Origin of the sequence: Ruegeria sp. HKCCE4148 (assembly GCF_017872495.1) — a bacterium.
In the GTDB taxonomy this organism is placed as follows: domain Bacteria; phylum Pseudomonadota; class Alphaproteobacteria; order Rhodobacterales; family Rhodobacteraceae; genus Ruegeria.
Window position 1 is genome coordinate 380,389 of the sequence record NZ_JAEDOS010000003.1, and the last position, 19,619, is coordinate 400,007.

At 57.1% G+C, this 19,619-nt stretch carries 16 protein-coding genes; 11 read left to right on the plus strand and 5 right to left on the minus strand.

All coding sequences use genetic code 11. The features are described 5' to 3' along the window. Nucleotides 1-78 precede the first annotated feature (78 nt). The gene (locus tag I9187_RS11670) at nucleotides 79-1,350 is read left to right on the plus strand and encodes an MFS transporter (RefSeq protein ID WP_171179682.1); all 1,272 of its coding nucleotides are present in this window, start codon (nucleotides 79-81) and stop codon (nucleotides 1,348-1,350) included. A gap of 109 nt (nucleotides 1,351-1,459) precedes the next feature. After that, complete coding sequence (locus I9187_RS11675; RefSeq protein ID WP_171179684.1) at nucleotides 1,460-2,035, plus strand: DUF924 family protein; 576 nt, start codon at nucleotides 1,460-1,462, stop codon at nucleotides 2,033-2,035. Between the two features lie 47 nt (nucleotides 2,036-2,082). Here the strand turns inward: I9187_RS11675 and I9187_RS11680 are convergent, their stop codons facing one another. Continuing rightward, nucleotides 2,083-2,517: a hypothetical protein gene (locus I9187_RS11680; protein WP_171179686.1), complete on the minus strand. Its 435-nt coding sequence runs from the start codon at nucleotides 2,515-2,517 to the stop codon at nucleotides 2,083-2,085. Between the two features lie 214 nt (nucleotides 2,518-2,731). Between I9187_RS11680 and lpdA the strand changes: the two genes are divergently transcribed. After that, entirely contained in the window at nucleotides 2,732-4,126 is a 1,395-nt protein-coding gene (gene lpdA, locus I9187_RS11685; protein ID WP_171179688.1) for a dihydrolipoyl dehydrogenase, read from the plus strand. Between the two features lie 134 nt (nucleotides 4,127-4,260). On the opposite strand, the gene I9187_RS11690 is transcribed toward lpdA, so the two are convergent. After that, nucleotides 4,261-5,646 carry a M20/M25/M40 family metallo-hydrolase gene (locus I9187_RS11690; protein ID WP_171179690.1) on the minus strand — a complete coding sequence of 462 codons (1,386 nt, stop codon included), beginning with the start codon at nucleotides 5,644-5,646 and terminating at the stop codon, nucleotides 4,261-4,263. 321 nt (nucleotides 5,647-5,967) lie between these two features. Between I9187_RS11690 and hemA the strand changes: the two genes are divergently transcribed. From hemA to I9187_RS11710, 4 genes are all read left to right on the plus strand, one after another. Continuing rightward, the gene (hemA, locus tag I9187_RS11695) at nucleotides 5,968-7,191 is read left to right on the plus strand and encodes a 5-aminolevulinate synthase (RefSeq protein WP_171179692.1); all 1,224 of its coding nucleotides are present in this window, start codon (nucleotides 5,968-5,970) and stop codon (nucleotides 7,189-7,191) included. A gap of 129 nt (nucleotides 7,192-7,320) precedes the next feature. Beyond that, the gene (locus I9187_RS11700) at nucleotides 7,321-8,526 is read left to right on the plus strand and encodes a helix-turn-helix domain-containing protein (protein WP_171179694.1); all 1,206 of its coding nucleotides are present in this window, start codon (nucleotides 7,321-7,323) and stop codon (nucleotides 8,524-8,526) included. 71 nt (nucleotides 8,527-8,597) lie between these two features. Continuing rightward, entirely contained in the window at nucleotides 8,598-9,719 is a 1,122-nt protein-coding gene (gene ispG / locus I9187_RS11705; protein WP_171179696.1) for a flavodoxin-dependent (E)-4-hydroxy-3-methylbut-2-enyl-diphosphate synthase, read from the plus strand. Nucleotides 9,720-9,781: 62 nt separating this feature from the next. Then, complete coding sequence (locus I9187_RS11710) at nucleotides 9,782-10,198, plus strand: VOC family protein (RefSeq protein WP_171179698.1); 417 nt, start codon at nucleotides 9,782-9,784, stop codon at nucleotides 10,196-10,198. Between the two features lie 115 nt (nucleotides 10,199-10,313). Here I9187_RS11710 and I9187_RS11715 read toward each other — a convergent pair whose 3' ends face one another. Both I9187_RS11715 and I9187_RS11720 read right to left on the minus strand, forming a co-directional pair. Further along, nucleotides 10,314-11,072, minus strand: a complete 759-nt coding sequence (locus tag I9187_RS11715) for a DsbA family protein (RefSeq protein WP_171179700.1) — start codon at nucleotides 11,070-11,072, stop codon at nucleotides 10,314-10,316. Then, complete coding sequence (locus I9187_RS11720; RefSeq protein ID WP_171179702.1) at nucleotides 11,069-12,451, minus strand: M48 family metalloprotease; 1,383 nt, start codon at nucleotides 12,449-12,451, stop codon at nucleotides 11,069-11,071. The genes I9187_RS11715 and I9187_RS11720 overlap by 4 nt, the downstream gene beginning before the upstream one ends. On the opposite strand from I9187_RS11720, the gene I9187_RS11725 reads away from it, so the two are divergent. The 3 genes from I9187_RS11725 (at nucleotide 12,450) to I9187_RS11735 (ending at nucleotide 17,484) form a co-directional block, all read left to right on the plus strand. After that, a complete protein-coding gene (locus I9187_RS11725; RefSeq protein ID WP_171179704.1) occupies nucleotides 12,450-13,613 on the plus strand; it encodes an aminotransferase class I/II-fold pyridoxal phosphate-dependent enzyme in 1,164 nt (387 codons plus the stop codon). The genes I9187_RS11720 and I9187_RS11725 overlap by 2 nt on opposite strands. A gap of 66 nt (nucleotides 13,614-13,679) precedes the next feature. Continuing rightward, nucleotides 13,680-14,900 carry an N-acetylmuramoyl-L-alanine amidase gene (locus I9187_RS11730; RefSeq protein WP_171179706.1) on the plus strand — a complete coding sequence of 407 codons (1,221 nt, stop codon included), beginning with the start codon at nucleotides 13,680-13,682 and terminating at the stop codon, nucleotides 14,898-14,900. A gap of 94 nt (nucleotides 14,901-14,994) precedes the next feature. Continuing rightward, a complete protein-coding gene (locus I9187_RS11735) occupies nucleotides 14,995-17,484 on the plus strand; it encodes a PBP1A family penicillin-binding protein (protein WP_209509300.1) in 2,490 nt (829 codons plus the stop codon). On the opposite strand, the gene I9187_RS11740 is transcribed toward I9187_RS11735, so the two are convergent. Then, nucleotides 17,478-18,308 carry an aminoglycoside phosphotransferase family protein gene (locus I9187_RS11740; protein ID WP_171179710.1) on the minus strand — a complete coding sequence of 277 codons (831 nt, stop codon included), beginning with the start codon at nucleotides 18,306-18,308 and terminating at the stop codon, nucleotides 17,478-17,480. The genes I9187_RS11735 and I9187_RS11740 overlap by 7 nt on opposite strands. A gap of 77 nt (nucleotides 18,309-18,385) precedes the next feature. Between I9187_RS11740 and prfB the strand changes: the two genes are divergently transcribed. Next, a complete protein-coding gene (gene prfB / locus I9187_RS11745) occupies nucleotides 18,386-19,513 on the plus strand; it encodes a peptide chain release factor 2 (RefSeq protein WP_171090621.1) in 1,128 nt (375 codons plus the stop codon). Nucleotides 19,514-19,619: the final 106 nt, after the last annotated feature.

The window sequence follows — 19,619 nt, forward strand, 5'->3', positions numbered from 1 at the left end:
TCGTAGACAAGCGCGACAGAAGCGGTCTTTGATCGCAGTACACAGCGCAACTTAGTTTGGCATCACTCGGAGACCCCAATGATTCAGGTTCTTTCCAGCGCGTGGGCGTTGCTGCTCGGCATGGGGTTGCTGATGGTCGGAAATGGCCTTCAGGGCACTCTTTTGGGTGTTCGCGGCGAGATCGAAGGGTTTTCGACTCTGCATATGTCTATTGTGATGTCCGCCTATTTCGTCGGCTTTCTGGGCGGCTCACGACTTGCCCCTGAAATGATCCGGCGCGTCGGCCATGTGCGGGTCTTTGCAGCGCTTGCGTCTTTCATCTCGGCCGTCATGATCATGTACCCCATGCTCACGAACCCAATCGCCTGGGCACTTGGGCGGGTGGTGATCGGCTTTTGTTTCTCGGGTGTGTATGTCACCGCAGAAAGCTGGTTGAACAACGCGGCCAGCAACGAAAACCGAGGCCAGGCCTTGTCTTTGTACATGATCGTTCAGATGACCGGAATCGTCACGGCGCAGGCCCTGTTGCTGGTGGGCGATCCGGCAGGGTACGAGACATTTGTGATCGCCTCGATCCTTGTTTCGGTTTCCTTCGCGCCGATCCTGTTGTCGATTTCACCAACACCAGCCTTTGATACAACAAAGCCTATGACACTGCGCAAACTGATGGAGACATCACCATTGGGCTGCGTCGGCATGTTCCTGCTGGGTGGAATATTTTCGGCTCAGTTCGGGATGAGCTCGGTCTACGGCGCGCAAGCCGGATTGTCGCTGGTCGAGATTTCAACCTTTGTGGCCGCGTTTTATGTTGGCTCGGTTCTGTTGCAATACCCGATTGGTTGGTTCTCGGACCGTATGGATCGCCGGATTCTGATTCTGACGGTTTCCGTCGTCGGCGGCTGCGGCGCACTGGTGGGAATGTTTTTCGGGGCGACCTTCTCAATCCTGCTGACCGGTGCATTTGTTATTGGAGGCATGACCAGCCCGCTTTATTCCCTGCTGATCGCCTACACCAACGACTATTTGGAATATGACGACATGTCTGCTGCTTCGGGCGGGCTGATCTTCATCAACGGCCTGGGCGCAATTGCCGGTCCGCTGATAACCGGTTGGCTGATGGGCAACGGCATCATGGGCCCTGCAGGTTTCTTCCTGTTTATTGCGACGCTGATGTTTGCGATGGCGTTCTACGCGCTCTACCGAATGACCCAGCGTGCTTATGTACCTGTTGACGAAACCGGAACAATTGCACCGATTATGCCGACATCGTCGCCAGTAGCTTTGGAAGTTGCGCAGGAAGTTGTGATCGAAGCAGCACAAGATGAGCAAGATACGCAAGAAGTCGCTTAAGAAACGAAAATATGTCGCAAATGTTGCAATATGTTACTGTCACAATTCTGTAAAACATTCTTAAATGACCTTACGTCCCTGGGGAGGGCAAATTACGGAGTTTAGGGCAATGGTAGGTCCTGAAGAAGTATTGAGTTTTTGGTTAGATGAAGTTGGTCCCAAGGGGTGGTATCTGCAGGATGACGCATTGGATGCGGAAATCCGAGACCGTTTCTTGTCAACTTGGGAAGCAGCGGTTGAGGGCAGATTTTCGCTTTGGCTGACATATCCCAGCGGATCGCTGGCGTATATTATCCTGACAGATCAGTTTCCACGTAACATGTTCCGGGGGCAGGCCCGTGCATTTGCGACTGACCGAGCGGCTTTGGCAGCTGCCAAATGCGCGGTCGACAAGGGGTGGGACAAAAAGATCGACGAACCCGCGCGGCAGTTCTTTTATCTGCCGATGATGCACTCGGAAAATCTGTGTGATCAGGAACGTTGTGTGCGTTTGATCTGCGAAAACCTGAGCGGTGACACAAGCAATCTATTGCACGCACGGGCGCATCGCGAAGTGATCCGCAAGTTCGGTCGGTTCCCCTATCGGAACGAAGCACTGTCGCGTCATTCCACACCACATGAAGTTGCCTATGTCGACATGGGTGGTTATGGGACCACCGTACGCGAGCTTCAGGCAACCGTTTGACCGTTTGAAAATGCTGGCATGCCGCGCCTTGTTCGCGCGGCATAACCTTATGAGCCTGGTTCACACCCTTTGAAATCCAAAATGCGCTTGGACACGACGTCCGCGCCGCTATTGATGGTCTGGGCTATCAAAACCTGAGGCTCGTCTGCCAGACTGATCAACCTATCCTGTGCTGTCTGCAACTTTTGTTCCAAGGAATTTAGTCGGGCTAAGGTCGATTGGATATCCTTGGTTGTTTGACTGTCTAAACCAATTGCCTTTTTCGGCAACGCGGCTAAGTCGTCTCGTAATGCCGCAAGCTCTGTTCGAATGTTCGTTGTCTCCTCTCGGAGCGGAGCAACGACTTGCACTGTTTCAGAAAACTCCGCCGTGATGCTCTCCACCTTTGACGCCAACTGCCAGCCCAGAAACAGGCACAAGGCCACAAGGATCAACGTGGCGTTGAGCAAAGCAAGCAGCAGGTCTTTGAGTGTTTTCGCCATAGTCAGCCTCTTGAATGTCCTTTGTTAAGAAATGCCCGAACGGTGTCGACAGTTCAGTTCTAGCCATGGAGCGGGCTTGGGTATAGGCTGAAATCCACGTCTTCAGGTGTGGCTTACCTCGCGTCGCTTTTGTCGCGGGGCGCGCCTGTTGATGTGTTTTGAAAAGTAGTTTAATGGTAAACTAATTTTTCAACACCTGCGCCGAGAGGGACACATGGCTGCACAATCTTATGATCTGATCGTAATCGGGGCTGGCCCCGGCGGCTATGTCGCTGCAATCCGTGCCGCCCAGTTGGGTCTGAAAACCGTCGTTGTCGAACGCGAACATCTTGGAGGCATTTGCCTGAACTGGGGTTGTATCCCCACCAAGGCATTGCTTCGCTCATCCGAAGTGTTCCATCTGATGGAACGCGCCAAGGATTTCGGCTTGAAAGCTGACAAGATTGGTTACGACCTGGATGCGGTAGTCAAAAGGTCACGGGGTGTGGCCGGACAACTTTCAGGCGGGATTGGTCATCTTCTGAAGAAGAACAAGGTTGCTGTTGTGATGGGCGAGGCCACGATCGCTGCCAAGGGCAAGGTCAGCGTCAAGACCGACAAGGGCACCGAAGAACTCACCGCCAAGAACATCATTTTGGCCACCGGCGCGCGGGCGCGGGAATTGCCGGGGCTTGAGGCGGATGGTGATCTGGTCTGGACCTACAAACATGCGCTGCAACCGCCACGTATGCCGAAGAAACTGCTGGTCATTGGGTCCGGCGCGATTGGCATCGAATTCGCCAGCTTCTACAACACGCTTGGCGCGGACACGACCGTGGTCGAAGTGATGGATCGCGTTCTGCCGGTTGAGGATGCCGAGATCAGCGCATTGGCGAAAAAGGCCTTCACCAAGCAAGGCATGACCATCATGGAAAAGGCGATGGTCAAGCAATTGGACCGGGGTAAAGGTAAAGTGACCGCTCATATCGAGGTTGAGGGCAAGGTCGAAAAGTATGATTTCGACACCGTGATTTCGGCGGTAGGCATCGTCGGTAATGTCGAAAACCTTGGCCTCGAAGCGCTGGGGGTCAAGATCGACCGCACGCATGTGGTGACGGATGAATTCTGCCGCACCGGTGTCGAAGGGCTGTACGCAATCGGTGATATCGCAGGTGCACCATGGCTGGCGCATAAGGCCAGTCACGAGGGCGTCATGGTCGCGGATCTTATCGCGGGTAAACACGCACACCCGGTCAAACCCGAGAGCATTGCAGGATGTACCTACTGTCAGCCTCAGGTCGCGTCCGTTGGCTACACCGAAGCCAAAGCCAAAGAACTGGGTTACGACATCAAGGTCGGGCGCTTCCCGTTCATCGGCAACGGCAAGGCTATTGCCCTGGGGGAACCAGAGGGGCTGATCAAAACCGTCTTTGACGCCAAGACAGGAGAGCTTCTGGGCGCACATATGATCGGCGCGGAAGTGACGGAACTGATCCAGGGCTATGTGGTTGGACGCCAGCTGGAGACCACCGAAGAAGATCTGATGAACACGGTCTTCCCGCACCCAACCTTGTCAGAGATGATGCACGAAAGCGTTCTGGACGCTTACGATCGCGTGATCCACATGTAAGGGAAGGGGGCTCTGCCCCCGCCGCGGCAAGCCGCGACTCCCCCGAGGTATTTATAGCCAGATGAAGCAGGGGATCCGCACTTCATCTGGCCGAAAATACCTCGGAGCGCGAGGCAGAGCCTCGCAAAAACACTTTACTTGTTCAAAGCATCCAGAATGCGGGCCCAGGATCGGATGCCCTTGTGAAAGCTTTTGACATCATATTTCTCGTTCGGTGAGTGAATTGCGTCATCATCGTTTGCATAACCGACCAGCATGGAATCGAGCCCGAGAACGGTGTTGAAGTACCCGACCACCGGAATAGAGCCACCCATGCCAGTAAAGACCGCCTCGCGATCCCATTCGTCAGACAAGGCGCCGCGCGCGGCTTCGAACTCTGGGCGGTCCAAATTCATGACAGAGGCTGGTGAGCCTTCAAGGTCATTGTCCCAGATCACTTTGGCGTCCGGAGACAGACGCTCCTCGACATGTTTGCGAATTTTGTCGCGCAGAGCGTCGGGATTCATGTCACCGACGAGACGGCAGGTGATTTTGCAATGTGCCTCGGATGGGATCACGGTTTTCGAACCAGCCCCGTTGTAACCGCCCCAAAGCCCGTTCACCTCAAGCGTTGGACGCGCCCATTGCTGCTCGAGTGTCGAATACCCCTTTTCACCATGTGGTTGGGTGTAGCCGACCGAATTTAGGTAGTCTGCTTCGTCGAAACCGCAGTTTTGCCACTGGCGGAGTTGATCCTCGGGTACTTCGTGTACGCCTTCGTAAAATCCGTCAACGGTTACGCGGCCGGTTTCGTCATCGTAGAAAGAGGCCACTATTTTCGACAGTTCCCGCAAGGGGTTTAGGCCTGGGCCACCGTAGTGGCCGGAATGCAGATCGATACGGGGTCCGATGATGGTGAATTCATCCTTCAGCATACCGCGCAGTTGGGCAGCTATGGAGGGAACCCCGCGTGAGACCATCGAGGTGTCGCAGACCAGTGCAAGGTCGGCTTTGAGCTCGGCCGCGTTTTCCTTAAGGAACGGGACTAGTGATGGAGACCCCGATTCTTCCTCGCCTTCAAAGAAGAAGGTGATGCGACAGGGCAGGGATCCATGCACAGCCTTCCAGGCGCGGCAGGCTTCGACAAAAGTCATCAGTTGCCCTTTGTCATCCGATGCGCCACGCCCACGGATAACGGGGCCGTGCTCGGTATCTTCGATTGCAGGATCAAATGGGTCGCGTGTCCACAGGTTCAGCGGATCAACCGGCTGCACATCATAGTGGCCGTAGAACAGGATATGCGGAGCGTCTGCGTCTTCTCCCACATGGCCAACAACCATGGGGTGGCCCGGCGTTTCTCGCTTTTCCGCGTCTATTCCGATACTGCGAAGGTCGTTGACCAACCAATCTGCGGCGCGGTTGACCTCGTCCTTGAACGCGGGATCGGTTGAAATGGATTGGATGCGCAATAATTCCATCAGGCGGTCGATCGAGGTTTGCAGATCTTCGTCAATCCGGTTCAGCACGGTGTCTAGCGACATAGGGGGCTCCTGCTTTTCTAGGTTGGGCGAACCCTAACAGCGTGATCAGCGCCGTCCAGAGCGGTTTTGACGAAAACCAAAGTATCGTACGACGCATTGTGATGCGACTGTACCTGCGTCGTTTCCACGCGTTCGATAGCCGGAACTTTACTTGTCGTAGGGGGCACAACCTTTTATTTGATGCAAATCAAAGTTGGGTTCACCTGTTCGGCTGTAACCAGCTAAACTAAGGAACGCAAAGCCGCTGAAACACGTTGCACTGTGTAGGGTGGCAAACTATTTGCCCAAGGGAAACCAATTTGGGCGCTCAAGGAGGGTCCGTTGGACTATACTGCTCAGCTCGATTCAGCGATTGCCAGGCTGCATGATGAAGGACGCTACCGGACCTTCATTGACATCGAACGTCGCAACGGACATTTCCCTCATGCGGTGCGCACGCGTCCGGATGGGTCGCAGCAGAACATCACCGTGTGGTGTGGCAACGATTACTTGGGCATGGGGCAGCACCCTGTTGTTCTGAATGCCATGCATGAGGCTGTGGACGCAGCAGGTGCAGGGTCTGGCGGGACGCGCAACATCTCAGGCACCACGGTTTACCACAAAAGGCTTGAGGCCGAGTTGGCTGATCTGCACGGCAAAGAAGCCGCGCTGTTGTTCACCAGCGCCTATATCGCCAATGATGCAACGCTCAGCACTCTGCCCAAGCTGTTCCCCGGCCTGATCATTTATTCCGACGCGCTGAACCATGCCTCGATGATCGAAGGTGTGCGCCGCAACGGCGGTTCTAAGCGGATTTTCCGGCACAATGACGTGGCGCATCTGCGTGAGTTGCTTGAAGCTGACGATCCGCAAGCGCCTAAACTGATCGCCTTCGAGTCAGTCTATTCTATGGACGGCGATTTTGGCCCGATCGAAGAGATCTGTGATTTGGCCGATGAGTTTGGCGCGCTGACCTATATCGACGAAGTGCACGCGGTTGGCATGTACGGCCCGCGTGGCGGCGGCGTGACTGAACGTGACCGTTTGGCCCATCGGATCGACATCATCAACGGAACCCTCGCCAAAGCATATGGCGTTATGGGTGGCTACATCGCCGCCAGTGCCAAGATGTGCGACGCTGTGCGCTCTTATGCGCCGGGTTTCATTTTCACCACTTCGTTGCCGCCAGCTGTTGCCGCAGGGGCTGCCGCTTCGGTTGCGCATCTGAAAACCGCGCAGGAGCTGCGTGACCAGCATCAGACTCAGGCCAAGATCCTCAAGCTGCGACTTAAAGGGATGGGTCTTCCCTTGATTGATCATGGCAGTCACATTGTGCCCGTGATCGTCGGCAACCCTGTGCATACCAAAAAGCTCAGTGATATGTTGCTGGATGATTATGGCATTTACGTGCAGCCGATCAATTTCCCGACTGTCCCGCGGGGAACCGAAAGGCTTCGGTTTACCCCGTCTCCGGTGCATGGACCCGACGAAATGAACCGTTTGGTGCAGGCGATGGACGAACTTTGGTCACATTGTGCGCTAAATCGCGCCGAACTTGCCGGTTAACCTCACGCCAAAGTGTGCAACGTGATTGCCGCGTGTTAAGCTTAGGCTAACAAAATTGGCAGACGAATCATTGTGGGGATGATTCGCCGCTAACGCGAAATACGCGACAGGCAGAATGGGGCAGCAGGGATGATTGGGCGCAGATCACAGCGCGAGTCCGAAGAAGACGTGGACGTCAGACCAAAAGGGTTTGATGACTACGAGATTCGTCTTGGTGACAAGATGCGCGGTGAGCGCGCGACAATGGGCAAATCTCTTTTGGATGTTCAGCGCGAACTGAGGATCAAAGCCAACTACATTGCTGCAATCGAAAACGCCGACCCTGATGCGTTTGATACACCCGGCTTCATAGCCGGGTATGTGCGCTCATATGCGCGCTACTTGGGAATGAACCCGGATGAGACCTTTGCAACCTTCTGCCAGGAAAGCGGTTTTGAAGTGGCCCATGGCATGTCGGCCGAGGCATCTGTGGTCCGCAAATCCACTGGCGGTCTTCCGTCGCGCGGTCCTATGGGGCGCGACCCGTTCATCTCGCCCAATACGCCCTATATTCCGGGCAAAGAGCCGCTGGTCAGTCAGATCGAACCGCGCGCCATCGGCTCTTCGCTGGTGTTGCTGGCGGTCATTGGTGGCATCGGCTATGGCGGCTGGGCTGTTTTGAACAAAATCCAGCAGGTGCAGGTCAGCCCTGTTGAGCAAGCCCCTGTGGTCCTGTCCGACCTTGATCCACTGGATGCGGTGCGTGGTGCCGCGTCAGACGATACGGTTGAAGTGGCCAGTACCGAGGCGTTGGATCGTCTTTATCGTCCACAGGCGCTGGACGTGCCGGTTCTGGTTGCTCGTGATGCCCCGATCTCGACCCTTGACCCACGTGAGGTCGGAACTTTCCGTCCGCCCGAGTTGCCGCAGCTTGAACTGGCCAAGGTTCACACGGTCGAACGACCCGCGCTGCCGCAGGTCGTGGAACAGATTGATACGACGCTTAAAATTGTGGCTGTTGACCCGGCATGGATGCGTGTGACGGCTGCAGACGGCAGTATCATTTTCGAAGGCACCCTTGGCACGGTTGAACAAGGCAGCGTTTTTGAAGTGCCTCTGACCGAGGAGCCGCCGCAGTTGCGGGCCGGGGCCTCGGGGTCGGTCTACTTCTCTATGAACGGCGAGCATTACGGTCCGGCGGGTGCGCCGGGTACGGTTGCCAAAGGTGTCGTGTTGTCGAAAGACGCAGTGTCCGAGACGTATGCCGTAGCCGATCTTGAGGCCGAGCAGAACAGCGCTCTAAAGCAACTGGTGGCGGAACTGCAGACCGAAGCGACTGAAACGCCCGCGGAGTGATCTAACCATTGCGACGCCCCGGTTGTCGGACTATCTAAAGGTCCAACTCTGGCAGACGCGGATCCGTCCTTATGTCCCTCAATCACGTACGCCCTTGGCGCGACATCTATCGTCGTAAATCCCGTCAAATCATGGTCGGCAACGTCCCTGTTGGGGGTGATGCACCCATTGCGGTACAGACCATGACCAATACGCTGACCACCGATGTGGCGGCCACCGTGGCGCAGGTTCAGGCCGCAGCCGAGGCTGGCGCGGATATAGTGCGCGTTTCGGTTCCGGATGAGGCGTCGTCGAAGGCACTGAAAGAGATCGTCCGCGAAAGCCCTGTGCCGATCGTGGCAGACATTCACTTTCACTACCGCCGTGGCATCGAAGCCGCCGAGGCGGGCGCGGCTTGCCTGCGCATCAATCCGGGCAATATCGGCGATGAAACCCGCGTGAAAGAGGTCATTCAGGCCGCACGCGATCACAACTGTTCGATCCGTATCGGGGTCAACGCGGGGTCATTGGAAAAACATCTGCTTGAGAAATACGGCGAGCCATGCCCCGAGGCGATGGTTGAAAGCGGGCTGGAACATATTCGCATCCTGCAGGACAACGACTTTCACGAGTTTAAGATCAGCGTGAAGGCCAGCGACGTTTTCCTGTCTGCTGCTGCTTATCAGGGCATTGCCGAAGCCACCGACGCGCCCATTCATCTGGGCATCACCGAAGCTGGAGGGCTGGTCAGCGGCACCATCAAGTCCGCCATCGGTTTGGGTAACCTGTTGTGGATGGGGATAGGCGACACGATCCGTGTCAGCCTGTCCGCTGATCCGGTGGAAGAGGTCAAGGTCGGTTTCGAAATCCTCAAGTCACTGGGCCTGCGACATCGCGGCGTGAACATTATCTCGTGCCCATCCTGCGCCCGTCAGGGGTTCGACGTCATCAAGACCGTTGACGCCTTGGAGCATCGGCTGGAACACATCAAGACACCGATGAGCCTGTCAATTATCGGCTGTGTCGTGAACGGCCCGGGTGAGGCGTTGATGACCGATGTGGGCTTTACCGGCGGCGGCGCAGGCTCTGGCATGGTTTACCTGGCCGGCAAGGCCAGCCACAAGATGTCAAACGATCAGATGATTGATCACATTGTCGAACAGGTCGAGAAAAAGGCAGCTGAACTGGACGCGCAGGCCGAAGCGGCCGAGTAGGCGCTTATTCGGTCAACGCTTGCCGCGCGTCTTAAATGTCATGTCCACGAAAGGGCAAAGGGATGATCGCCTATATCACCGTTGGTGTGGACGACATTGCAGCTGCAGAGCAGTTTTATTCTGCTTTCCTGCCAGCCCTAGGATATGAATTGGAATGGTATCACGGCGACTTAAGCTACGCTCTTCCATCTCAGCCAGGTCAGTCTCAAGCTTTGCCGGAATTCTATGTGAAATCCCCGTTCGACGGGCATCCGGCCTCGGCAGGGAATGGCACGATGGTTGCGTTCGAGGCGCAAAGTCAAAAGCAGGTTCGTGACCTTCACGCGGCGGCACTTGCCGCAGGTGGTTCCGACGAAGGCCAGCCGGGCTTTCGCGACTCCTATGGGGCTAATTTCTATGTTGGTTACATGCGCGATCCGCAAGGAAACAAGATCGCGCTGTTTTCCAGTAATCCAAGCGAACCCGGTCGGGACGGTTAGATCAGAGGTTCCACACGCTATTTGCTGGGGCGAATGCTGTGCAGAGCCTTCGTGATCTGAAAGAAAGAAGAGCTCTGCAATAGTAGGAGGCGGGCTAAGCCGCCTCACCATGTGTTCAGCCGCGCTCGGCGCGCACACCATCCGCGATTTGTTGCATCTGATCGGCAGGCAGGAAGCCACGCAGCATTTCGGTGCCCAGAACAAAGGACGGCGTGCCCGAAATCTGCATCCGCTGCGCCAGTGCGCGGGTGCGGGTGATTTCGTCCGTCACGCGGTCGCTGTCCATTGCGGCGATGATCGCATCGCTGTCCAGCCCCAGACCATCCGAGATGCGGCGCAAAGACACTTCTGATGGCTCGCCGGTGAACTCCAGCAGGGCGTCATGGACCTGTTTGTAGGCTTCATTGCCCGCCACGTGCTTGGTGGCGACGGCAAAGCGCGAGGACAGGACAGACGCGTCACCCAGAATGGGGAACTCCTTGATCACCAAGCGGATATTGCCGTCTTCGGCCAACAGGCTGGCTACCTCGGGTACGGCACGGCGGCAATAACCACAGCGGTAATCCATGAATTCGACCAGTGTGATATCCCCGTCCGGGTTGCCGCCCACAAAGCTGTAGCCATCGTTGAACAGTTCTTCTTCATTGGCGGCGATCAGTTCCTTGTCGGCCAGCGCTTCGGCTGCGGCATTTCGCTGTTCAAGGATGTTGATCGCTTCGATGATCACTTCGGGGTTTTCAAGCAGATACTCTCGCACCTGCGCGCCGAATTCGGCCTTTTCGGCATCGCTCATTGCGTTCAAATCCAGCGCCTGCGCTGAAGTCGCAGCCATGGAAAGCCCCAGAAGGGCAGGTGCAGCATGTCTGAGGATCATTTCCGTTTCCTTTTACTTTTCTTGAATCGTTCTGACGCAATCAGCACGTCTTGTGCCCTTTGCCAACCCGGCGAGCCTTCGGGCAAGCGGGCCACAGCCCGTTTTGCGTGAATTCCGGCATCATCCAGCCGTCCTTGCAGCGCATATCGCTCTGCCGTCACGGTGGATGCCATTCCGTTGTTGCCAACCTTGGCATAGGCAATGCCCAAATCCTGCATCAGGCGCGCATTGCGAAAATCGCGGGATCGGGCCTTTTCCAACGCGGTCAAGGCTTGATCGGTGTTACCCTGCGCCAGCAGCGCACGACCATATCCTGCAAGGATCAGCGCATTGTTCGGGGCCATTTCCACCGCGCTCTGATACGCTTGAACTGCTTTGTTTATTTGCCTGTTTTCCAAAAGAATTTGCCCCTTGAGTTCGTAATAGTAAGGGTCATTCGGGCGAATGGCCAGAGCCTCATCTATGGCGGCGCGAGCGCGGGACAAATCGCGGTTTTGATGATGCGCCGACGCCTCTCGCATCAGGCGAATGTCACGGTCGGTCTCTTCTTTGGCGCGCCGCAAAGTCCAGCTTGGAGACCGCAGAAAGGCGGATAGCTTACCTTTGACGCGGGCGAACCAGTAATCGGCGCTAGGGTTGGGGATAGCCTTGTCACCAAACTCGTCCAGAAAGGCCTCGGCGGCACGCAGACGGTCGCGGCTTGTCGGGTGCGAGCGCATATAGGGGTCCTGATTGGCAACGCTCAGCAGCTCCTGACCGGCGAATTTCCGATGCAGTTCGACCATGCCGCTGGGCGAAATCTGGGCCCATCGCAGATAACTTGCAGCGCTTCGGTCAGCCGAGGCTTCTTCTGCGCGGGTGTGGCCCAGAAAGCTGCGAAGGGCGGCGCCCTGGGTGCCGGCGGCAATACCAAGGGCTGCTTCACCACCACCCGCAGCAGCAGCCAGCAAGGCCAGAGCGGTGCCAAAGCCGGCATTGCGCTGCGCCGCTTTCAGGTTTTCGGCCCGCCGTGCCAGATGGCCATTCGCGATGTGGGCGGCTTCGTGCGCGATCACAGCCTGCAGCATTTCCGGGCTTTCGACGCTCAGGATCAGTCCGTAGTTCACGTAGATCGCGTTGTAGTCGATGACAAAGGCGTTGAACGTGTTGTCGTTGATGACCAGGATTTGAACGCGGTTGGTATTCAAACCGGCCGCGCGCAGGATGGGAAATGCCAGTTCACGCAGCCCATGCTCGATGTCGGGATCTCGGATCAGGCTTTGCGCATGGGCTTGAACCACTGCCGCAAGCCAGACGACAGCTGCAAGCATCAGAGCCGGGATTGACGCCAGCCTGGATACGCGTTCAAAAGCCATGGCTGCAACATGGGAGATGGGCATGAGAAACTCAACCCGGTCCGGGGTCGATCCGTTTATTGTGATGGACGTAATGGAGGCCGCGCGCAAAGCGGAAGAGGCCGGACGCCATATCATCCACATGGAAGTCGGCCAGCCGGGGACAGGGGCCCCCAAGGGCGCGACCGAAGCGCTGGCAAAGGCAATGGAGCAAGGCCCTTTGGGTTATACGGTGGCTTTGGGGTTGCCCGCGCTCAGGCAGCGGATCGCGCGGCTTTACGGCGATTGGTATGATGTTGACTTGAACCCGGATCGAGTGGTCATCACCCCTGGATCCTCAGGCGGCTTTCTGCTGACCTTCACGGCGTTGTTCGACAGCGGGGACCGGGTTGGTATCGGCGCGCCCGGTTATCCGTCCTACCGACAGATCCTTAAAGCGTTGGGGCTGGTGCCCGTCGATCTGCCCACTGCCCCTGAAAACAGGTTGCAGCCTGTTGCCGAGGATATTCAGGGAATGGACCTGAAGGGGCTGATGGTGGCCTCGCCCGCGAACCCAACCGGTACCATGTTGGATCATGCGTCCATGGGCGCGCTGATAGAAGCGGCGCAGGGGCAGGGGGCTTCGTTCATAAGTGACGAAATCTATCACGGGCTGGAATACGAAGCCAAAGCTGTCACCGCGCTGGAGCTGACGGATGAGTGTTATGTGATCAACTCATTCTCCAAATATTTCTCGATGACAGGCTGGCGCGTCGGATGGATGGTGGTGCCAGAAGATCAGGTGCGTGTGGTTGAGCGGATTGCCCAGAACATGTTCATCTGCGCCCCCCATGCCAGCCAGGTTGCAGCGCTGGCCGCGATGGATTGCGAAGACGAGTTGCAGGACAATCTGGACGTCTATCGCCGAAACCGGGCGCTGATGCTGGACGGGCTGCCCAAGGCCGGGTTCGCGAACATCGCTCCGCCTGATGGCGCGTTTTACGTGTATGCCGACGTGTCTGACCTGACCAATGACAGCCGTGCCTTCGCGGCCGAGGTTCTTGAAAAGGCGGGCGTTGCGGTAACTCCGGGTCTCGACTTCGATCCACAGCGCGGTCACACGACCCTGCGTTTCTCTTACGCAAGGGCCACGGCTGATATCGAAGACGGTCTTGAGCGTTTACGCCTGTTCATGGCCGCGCGTGGCGCGATCAGGGAACAGGCCTGAACCGTTCACAAAACGCAGCCAGTGGTATAGGCTGCGGGTCAAACGATCTCGGGAAAACTTGAGGCTATGAGCAGGATCTTCTTTTGCATCGCCCTGATTTGGGCGCTGGCGAGTGGTGCAGTTGCGCAGGAGTTCAGCGCGCTGGCGCGTATTCAGCCGGACCAGAGCCGCATAACAGATGTCGGGCGCACTGGCGTGCGAGTGGATATCGGCCTCAGCCAAGGTGTGCCGTACCGGATCTTCACCTTGCAGGATCCTTATCGGATGGTTTTGGATTTTAACGAGGTCGACTGGACAGGGTTGAATTCCTCGGACTTCCTGCAATCTGATCGCATCAGCGGTGTTCAGTTCGGGGCTTATGTTCCGGGCTGGTCGCGTCTGGTGCTGGAACTGGGTGCACCGATGGCGGTCGAGACAGCGCAGTTGTCGATCGCAGAAGACTCGGGCGCGGCTTTGTTGTCCCTGAACCTTAAAGGCACGGATTTCGACACATTCAACGCGACATCAGGTGCGCCACGCAATCCGGGTTGGGATCTGCCAGAACCTGCCAACTTGCCGCAAACAGCACCCCGCAATTCTGATCGACCCCTGCGCGTCATGCTGGACCCAGGCCATGGCGGCATAGATCCGGGGGCCGAGGTTGGTGGGGTTGATGAGAAGACCCTGATGCTGACCTTCGCACGCGAGCTGCGTGAAGTACTTTTGCGTTCCGGCGGATATGAAGTGGTCCTGACGCGGGTTGAGGATCAGTTCGTGTCGCTTGAGCGTCGGATTGCTTTGGCCCACCGGGCGGGTGCAGACCTGTTCATCTCACTGCATGCCGATTCCCTGTCCGAGGGGCAGGCCCATGGTGCGGCGGTCTATACTTTGTCTGATGATGCCTCGGACGTGGCGAGTTCGAAACTGGCGGAACGGCATGATCGCGGCGACCTGCTGTCTGGCGTCGACCTCAGTGGCTCGGATGATCAAGTGGCTGACGTTTTGCTGGACCTGGCACGGCAGGAGACCAAGCCGCGCACGCTGTCCCTCGCCACATCGATTGCCAACGGTATGACGCAGCAGGGCGGTCCCATGAACCGTAAACCCCTGCGCACGGCGTCTTTTTCGGTGCTTAAAGCCGCAGATATTCCTTCGGTTCTGGTCGAGCTTGGGTTTCTTTCCAGTCCTAGAGATCTGAGAAACCTCAAGGATCCGGAATGGCGGTCGAAAATGGCTTTGGGGATTTATCAGGGGCTTGAGGATTGGCGACAGCAGGATGTGATCCGCAAATCCCTGATTGGCCAGTGACCTTGCGGCGCAAACCGGCTAGAATGCGCTTGGTGTTTTGACCCTCAGGCGGTGCATCACTATATAGACGGCACCGCGAGAAAAAGGCAGTAACGTGATCCGGTTCATTCTTTCGTTTTTCGGGGCGATTTTCAGCCTCGTCACTTTGGGTATCTTTATGGTCGCACTGGTAATCGGTGCGGTGTTCTGGATGTATGGCCGCGACCTGCCCAGCCATGAATCTCTGGCCCAGTATAAGCCGCCCACCATCAGTCGGATTTATTCGGGCAAAGGGCAGCTGATTGATGAATTCGCGCAGGAACGACGCCTGTTCACCCCGTCCGAGGACATCCCCGATCTGGTGAAACAGGCTTTCATCTCGGCCGAAGACAAAAACTTTTACACCCATCAGGGGTACGATCCGCGCGGTATTGTTGCAGCCGGTGTTGAGGCAGTGCGCACCAAGGGCGAAACCGTGCGCGGGGCATCGACGATCACGCAGCAGGTAATGAAGAACTTTCTGCTGTCAGGCGACCGCCGAGCTGAACGCAAGATCAAGGAAATCATCCTCGCCACAAGGCTTGAGGATACCTTGGACAAGGAACAGATCCTCGAACTTTACATGAACGAAATCTTTCTTGGCCAGAACTCCTATGGCGTGACCGCTGCGGCGCAGACCTATTTCAACAAGACCTTGCAGGAGTTGGCCCCGCATGAGGCCGCGATGCTGGCTGCGATGCCCAAGGCACCTTCGGATTACCACCCGGTTCGTCAAAAAGAACGCCTGCTCGCCCGCCGCAACTACGTGCTGCGCGAGATGAACCAGAACGGTTACATCGATCAGGCGACCTATGAGACCGAAGTCGAGATGCCGCTGCGTTCGGTGCAGAACGGTGACTTTGAAAGTTTCCGCACCGCTTTGCCGCCGCGTGACTATTTCACCGACGAAATCCGTCGCCAGCTGAGCGAGGATTTTGGCGAAGGTGAGTTCTTTACCGGCGGCTTTACGGTCCGTGCGTCTGTGGACGAAGAAATGCAGATCGAAGCTGCCAAAGCTCTGCGCACGGCGCTGCAGAAATACGACCGATCGCGCGGCAGGTGGCGCGGTACGGGCGAAGTGATCCCGGAAGAAGCGCTGGCGGATGAGGCGCAGTGGCGCGAAGCTCTTTCTATCATGGAAATTCCACGCGATGTGGTGCTGCCGACCCGGTGGTATCCTGCCGTGGTTTTGGGCGTCTCTGACCAGCAACTCACGGTCGGGATCGAAAATGGACCCGCCGATGGCATTATCCCACGCTCGGACATCAAATGGATGCAGGGCGATTTTGCAGCAAACTTCAAACGCGGCGACGTGATCCTTGTGATGGCCGGGGAAGAGGGACAATGGTCTGCCCGTCAGGTGCCCGAAGTGCAGGGCGGCTTTGTTGCGATGGATGTGAACTCGGGCCGTGTTTTGGCGATGCAGGGCGGGTTCTCGTATCAGGACACCGTGTTCAACCGCGCCACGCAGGCGCAGCGTCAGCCCGGATCGTCTTTCAAACCTTTCGTCTATGCCGCCGCACTGGACAGTGGCTATAGCCCCGCAACCATAGTTGTGGACGCCCCGATTGAGGTGAACACGCCACAGGGTCTGTGGCGTCCCAAGAACTCGTCGAACAAGTTCTACGGACCGACGCCGCTGCGCACCGGGATCGAGCAGTCGCGGAACCTGATGACCATCCGTCTGGCGCAAGAGGTCACGATGCCGGTGGTTGCAGGCTATGCGGAACGCTTTGGCGTCTACGACCGGATGGGGGCATTCCTTGCCAACTCGCTGGGATCCGAAGAGACGACGCTTTACAAGATGGTGGCGGCCTATGCGATGTTTGCCAATGGCGGTCAGCGGGTCGAACCCACTCTGGTCGACCGTATTCAGGACCGGTTCGGCAAAACCATCTATCGCCACGACGACCGCCAGTGTCTGGATTGCGATTCCACATGGATGGCCCCTGATGAATCTCCGACCCTTGTGACGAACCGCGCACAGGTGATGGATGCGATCACGGCCTACCAGTTGACCTCAATGATGACAGGCGTGGTGGATCGCGGTACTGCCGCGCGCCATGTAAACTTGCCGGTGCCGACAGCGGGCAAAACCGGCACCACCAACGAATCCAAGGATGCGTGGTTTATTGGGTTTACCTCGAACATCGTTGCTGGCTGTTACATCGGCTACGACCGACCGCGTCCGATGGGGCGGGGGGCTTACGGCGGCACGATGTGTGGCCCTGTGTTCCAAAGCTTCATGGAAAAAGCTGTCGAGAAATACGGCGGCGGCCCGTTCGAGGTGCCGGAAGGTGGTCATTTCATCAAGATCGACCGTTTCAGCGGCGCACGGCTGCCTGACGATGCCAGCGGTGACTATGTTGTTGCTGAATTCTTCCGTGATGGCGTCGATGGCTTCATCGACCGCGTCTATGACGGCGGCTTTGCGATCGGTTCGGATCTGCCCTTGTTCGAGGAAGTGCAGCGCGCAGGCGTGCAGGTTCAGACCTCGACAGGTCAGACGGTCACTGTCGGGCCCAAAGCCACGCAGGGCGACCTGAGCACTGGCGGGCTTTACTGATCAGATAGACACAGAAGCAGATTCAAAAGGTCTGCTTCCGGATCGTTATCGATTGCACCGTCCGATCGCCAGTGGATGGACAAGGCGCATTTGGCGGCGGCCCATTGGGCCAGCCGTTCCTTTGGTACTCTCAGCACCTTGGAGTAGAGCGACAGGCAGGTTTCGATCTGCTGAGGACCACGCACCAAATCTGGCATCCCTTTTGGGTGTCGTAATGCATTTGCCAACTCAAACGCCGGATCTCCGACATACCCTTTGGCATCGAAAACCCGCGGGCCCGTCTCGGTCATGATAATATTGTCAGGGTGAAGATCCCCGTGAAGAGGCACGGACGCTGGCTGGCTATTCAACAGATGCCGGCCCATGGCCATGGCGGACAGTACGTCGTTGGGCAGAAGGGTTGGGCATGTTGGCGCAAAAGCGCAGTTAAACAACGGGGTGAAAACCTGGTCCAGGGGTCTCAAACCCTGAACCCGGACGGTGGGTTTTCCATGCAGACGCGCTGCAGTTTCGGCAAGGAATCTAGTGGTGTCATCGGGGCGTCCCGAACGCGCAATGTCACCCAATGACGGACCATCCAGCCACTCCATCAAAACAGCGTTCCGTTCTTCGTTGAAAATACGAACCGCACCCCGGTCTCGCCACGCATTCAGCAGCGCGCTGCCGGGTGCTTCGTTGCCGCGATCCGGTCTGCGATAGAGTTTCAACGCTGCGGGTCCGTGTTTCGACAACACTTTCCAAACCCGCACCTGACCGGTCTCGGCAACCAGCTCTGGCTGATGCAGGTTCCATTCGTCCAGAAACTCGTCGCATGTGCTTTGCATTCGCGTCCGGCCTGTCTTGTGGTGTCTCGCACCTCTTGCTATCACGCAGGCCTGATTGAGCAAGTTGGGACAAGACCATGCGCGCCGAAACCCAGAACATCGTGGCGGAAATCGAAAAGTCGCTTGAGCTGCTGGCGCAGCGTATGGACTATGAAACCGCACCGCATCGCCTTGAGGAATTCAATGCGCGTGTCGAAGATCCGAACCTGTGGGACAACCCCGAGAACGCGCAGAAGCTGATGCGCGAACGGCAGATGCTGGTCGACGCCATCGAGACCTATGAAACCATCAAGACCGATCTCAGCGACAATATCGAGCTGATCGAATTGGGTGAGATGGAAGAGGATGAAGAGGTCGTGCAGGACGCCGAAGCTGCGATCAAAGCACTACAGGGCAAAGCCGCCAAGAAAGAGCTTGAAGCGCTGCTGGACGGTGAGGCCGACAGCAACGACACGTTCCTTGAAATCAACTCGGGCGCGGGTGGAACCGAAAGTTGTGACTGGGCTTCGATGCTGGCGCGGATGTACGTTCGCTGGGCCGAGAAAAAGGGCTATACGGTCGAGCTTCAATCCGAGACCGCAGGCGAAGAGGCGGGCATTAAATCTGCCGCTTACAAGATTTCGGGCCACAACGCCTATGGCTGGCTGAAATCGGAAAGCGGTGTACACCGGCTTGTGCGGATTTCGCCTTTTGACTCGGCGGCGAAGCGCCATACCTCATTCAGCTCGGTCTGGGTCTATCCAGTGGTGGACGACAATATCGAGATCGAGGTGAACCCGGCCGACATCCGCATCGACACCTACCGGTCCTCCGGCGCAGGTGGTCAGCACGTCAACACCACGGACTCGGCGGTACGGATCACGCATATTCCAACCGGGATTGTGGTGACTTCATCCGAGAAGTCGCAGCACCAGAACCGTGACATTGCCATGAAGGCCCTGAAATCGCGCTTGTATCAACAGGAACTGGACCGTCGGAACGCGGATATCAACGCCGCGCATGAGGCCAAAGGCGATGCAGGCTGGGGTAACCAGATCCGGTCCTACGTCTTGCAGCCGTACCAGATGGTGAAGGATCTGCGCACCAACCACGAAACTTCGGATACCAAGGGCGTGTTGGATGGTGATCTGGACGGGTTCATGGCGGCGACTCTGGCTCTGAACGTTGCAGGCAAAAGCCGGTCCGAGGCGCAGGGCGACAGCTAAGGTGCATAGCCAGATCGCTTTTCTGAACGTGCTGAAAAGGTACTGGCGGCGTATCCTGATTACATGATTGGTCTTTCTTCTTTGCAGCACAACTGTTGTGCGGCAG

What these genes read in the sequence shown, in the direction of transcription:
- I9187_RS11675 (WP_171179684.1), top strand. Translation starts at nt 1,460, where the DNA reads ATGGTAGGTCCTGAAGAAGTATTGAGTTTTTGGTTAGATGAAGTTGGT.
- lpdA (WP_171179688.1), top strand. Translation starts at nt 2,732, where the DNA reads ATGGCTGCACAATCTTATGATCTGATCGTAATCGGGGCTGGCCCCGGC.
- I9187_RS11670 (WP_171179682.1), top strand. Translation starts at nt 79, where the DNA reads ATGATTCAGGTTCTTTCCAGCGCGTGGGCGTTGCTGCTCGGCATGGGG.
- prfB (WP_171090621.1), top strand. Translation starts at nt 18,386, where the DNA reads ATGCGCGCCGAAACCCAGAACATCGTGGCGGAAATCGAAAAGTCGCTT.
- I9187_RS11740 (WP_171179710.1), bottom strand. Translation starts at nt 18,308, where the DNA reads ATGCAAAGCACATGCGACGAGTTTCTGGACGAATGGAACCTGCATCAG.
- ispG (WP_171179696.1), top strand. Translation starts at nt 8,598, where the DNA reads ATGTCCCTCAATCACGTACGCCCTTGGCGCGACATCTATCGTCGTAAA.
- I9187_RS11720 (WP_171179702.1), bottom strand. Translation starts at nt 12,451, where the DNA reads ATGCCCATCTCCCATGTTGCAGCCATGGCTTTTGAACGCGTATCCAGG.
- I9187_RS11700 (WP_171179694.1), top strand. Translation starts at nt 7,321, where the DNA reads ATGATTGGGCGCAGATCACAGCGCGAGTCCGAAGAAGACGTGGACGTC.
- I9187_RS11715 (WP_171179700.1), bottom strand. Translation starts at nt 11,072, where the DNA reads ATGATCCTCAGACATGCTGCACCTGCCCTTCTGGGGCTTTCCATGGCT.
- I9187_RS11710 (WP_171179698.1), top strand. Translation starts at nt 9,782, where the DNA reads ATGATCGCCTATATCACCGTTGGTGTGGACGACATTGCAGCTGCAGAG.
- I9187_RS11680 (WP_171179686.1), bottom strand. Translation starts at nt 2,517, where the DNA reads ATGGCGAAAACACTCAAAGACCTGCTGCTTGCTTTGCTCAACGCCACG.
- I9187_RS11690 (WP_171179690.1), bottom strand. Translation starts at nt 5,646, where the DNA reads ATGTCGCTAGACACCGTGCTGAACCGGATTGACGAAGATCTGCAAACC.
- I9187_RS11725 (WP_171179704.1), top strand. Translation starts at nt 12,450, where the DNA reads ATGAGAAACTCAACCCGGTCCGGGGTCGATCCGTTTATTGTGATGGAC.
- I9187_RS11730 (WP_171179706.1), top strand. Translation starts at nt 13,680, where the DNA reads ATGAGCAGGATCTTCTTTTGCATCGCCCTGATTTGGGCGCTGGCGAGT.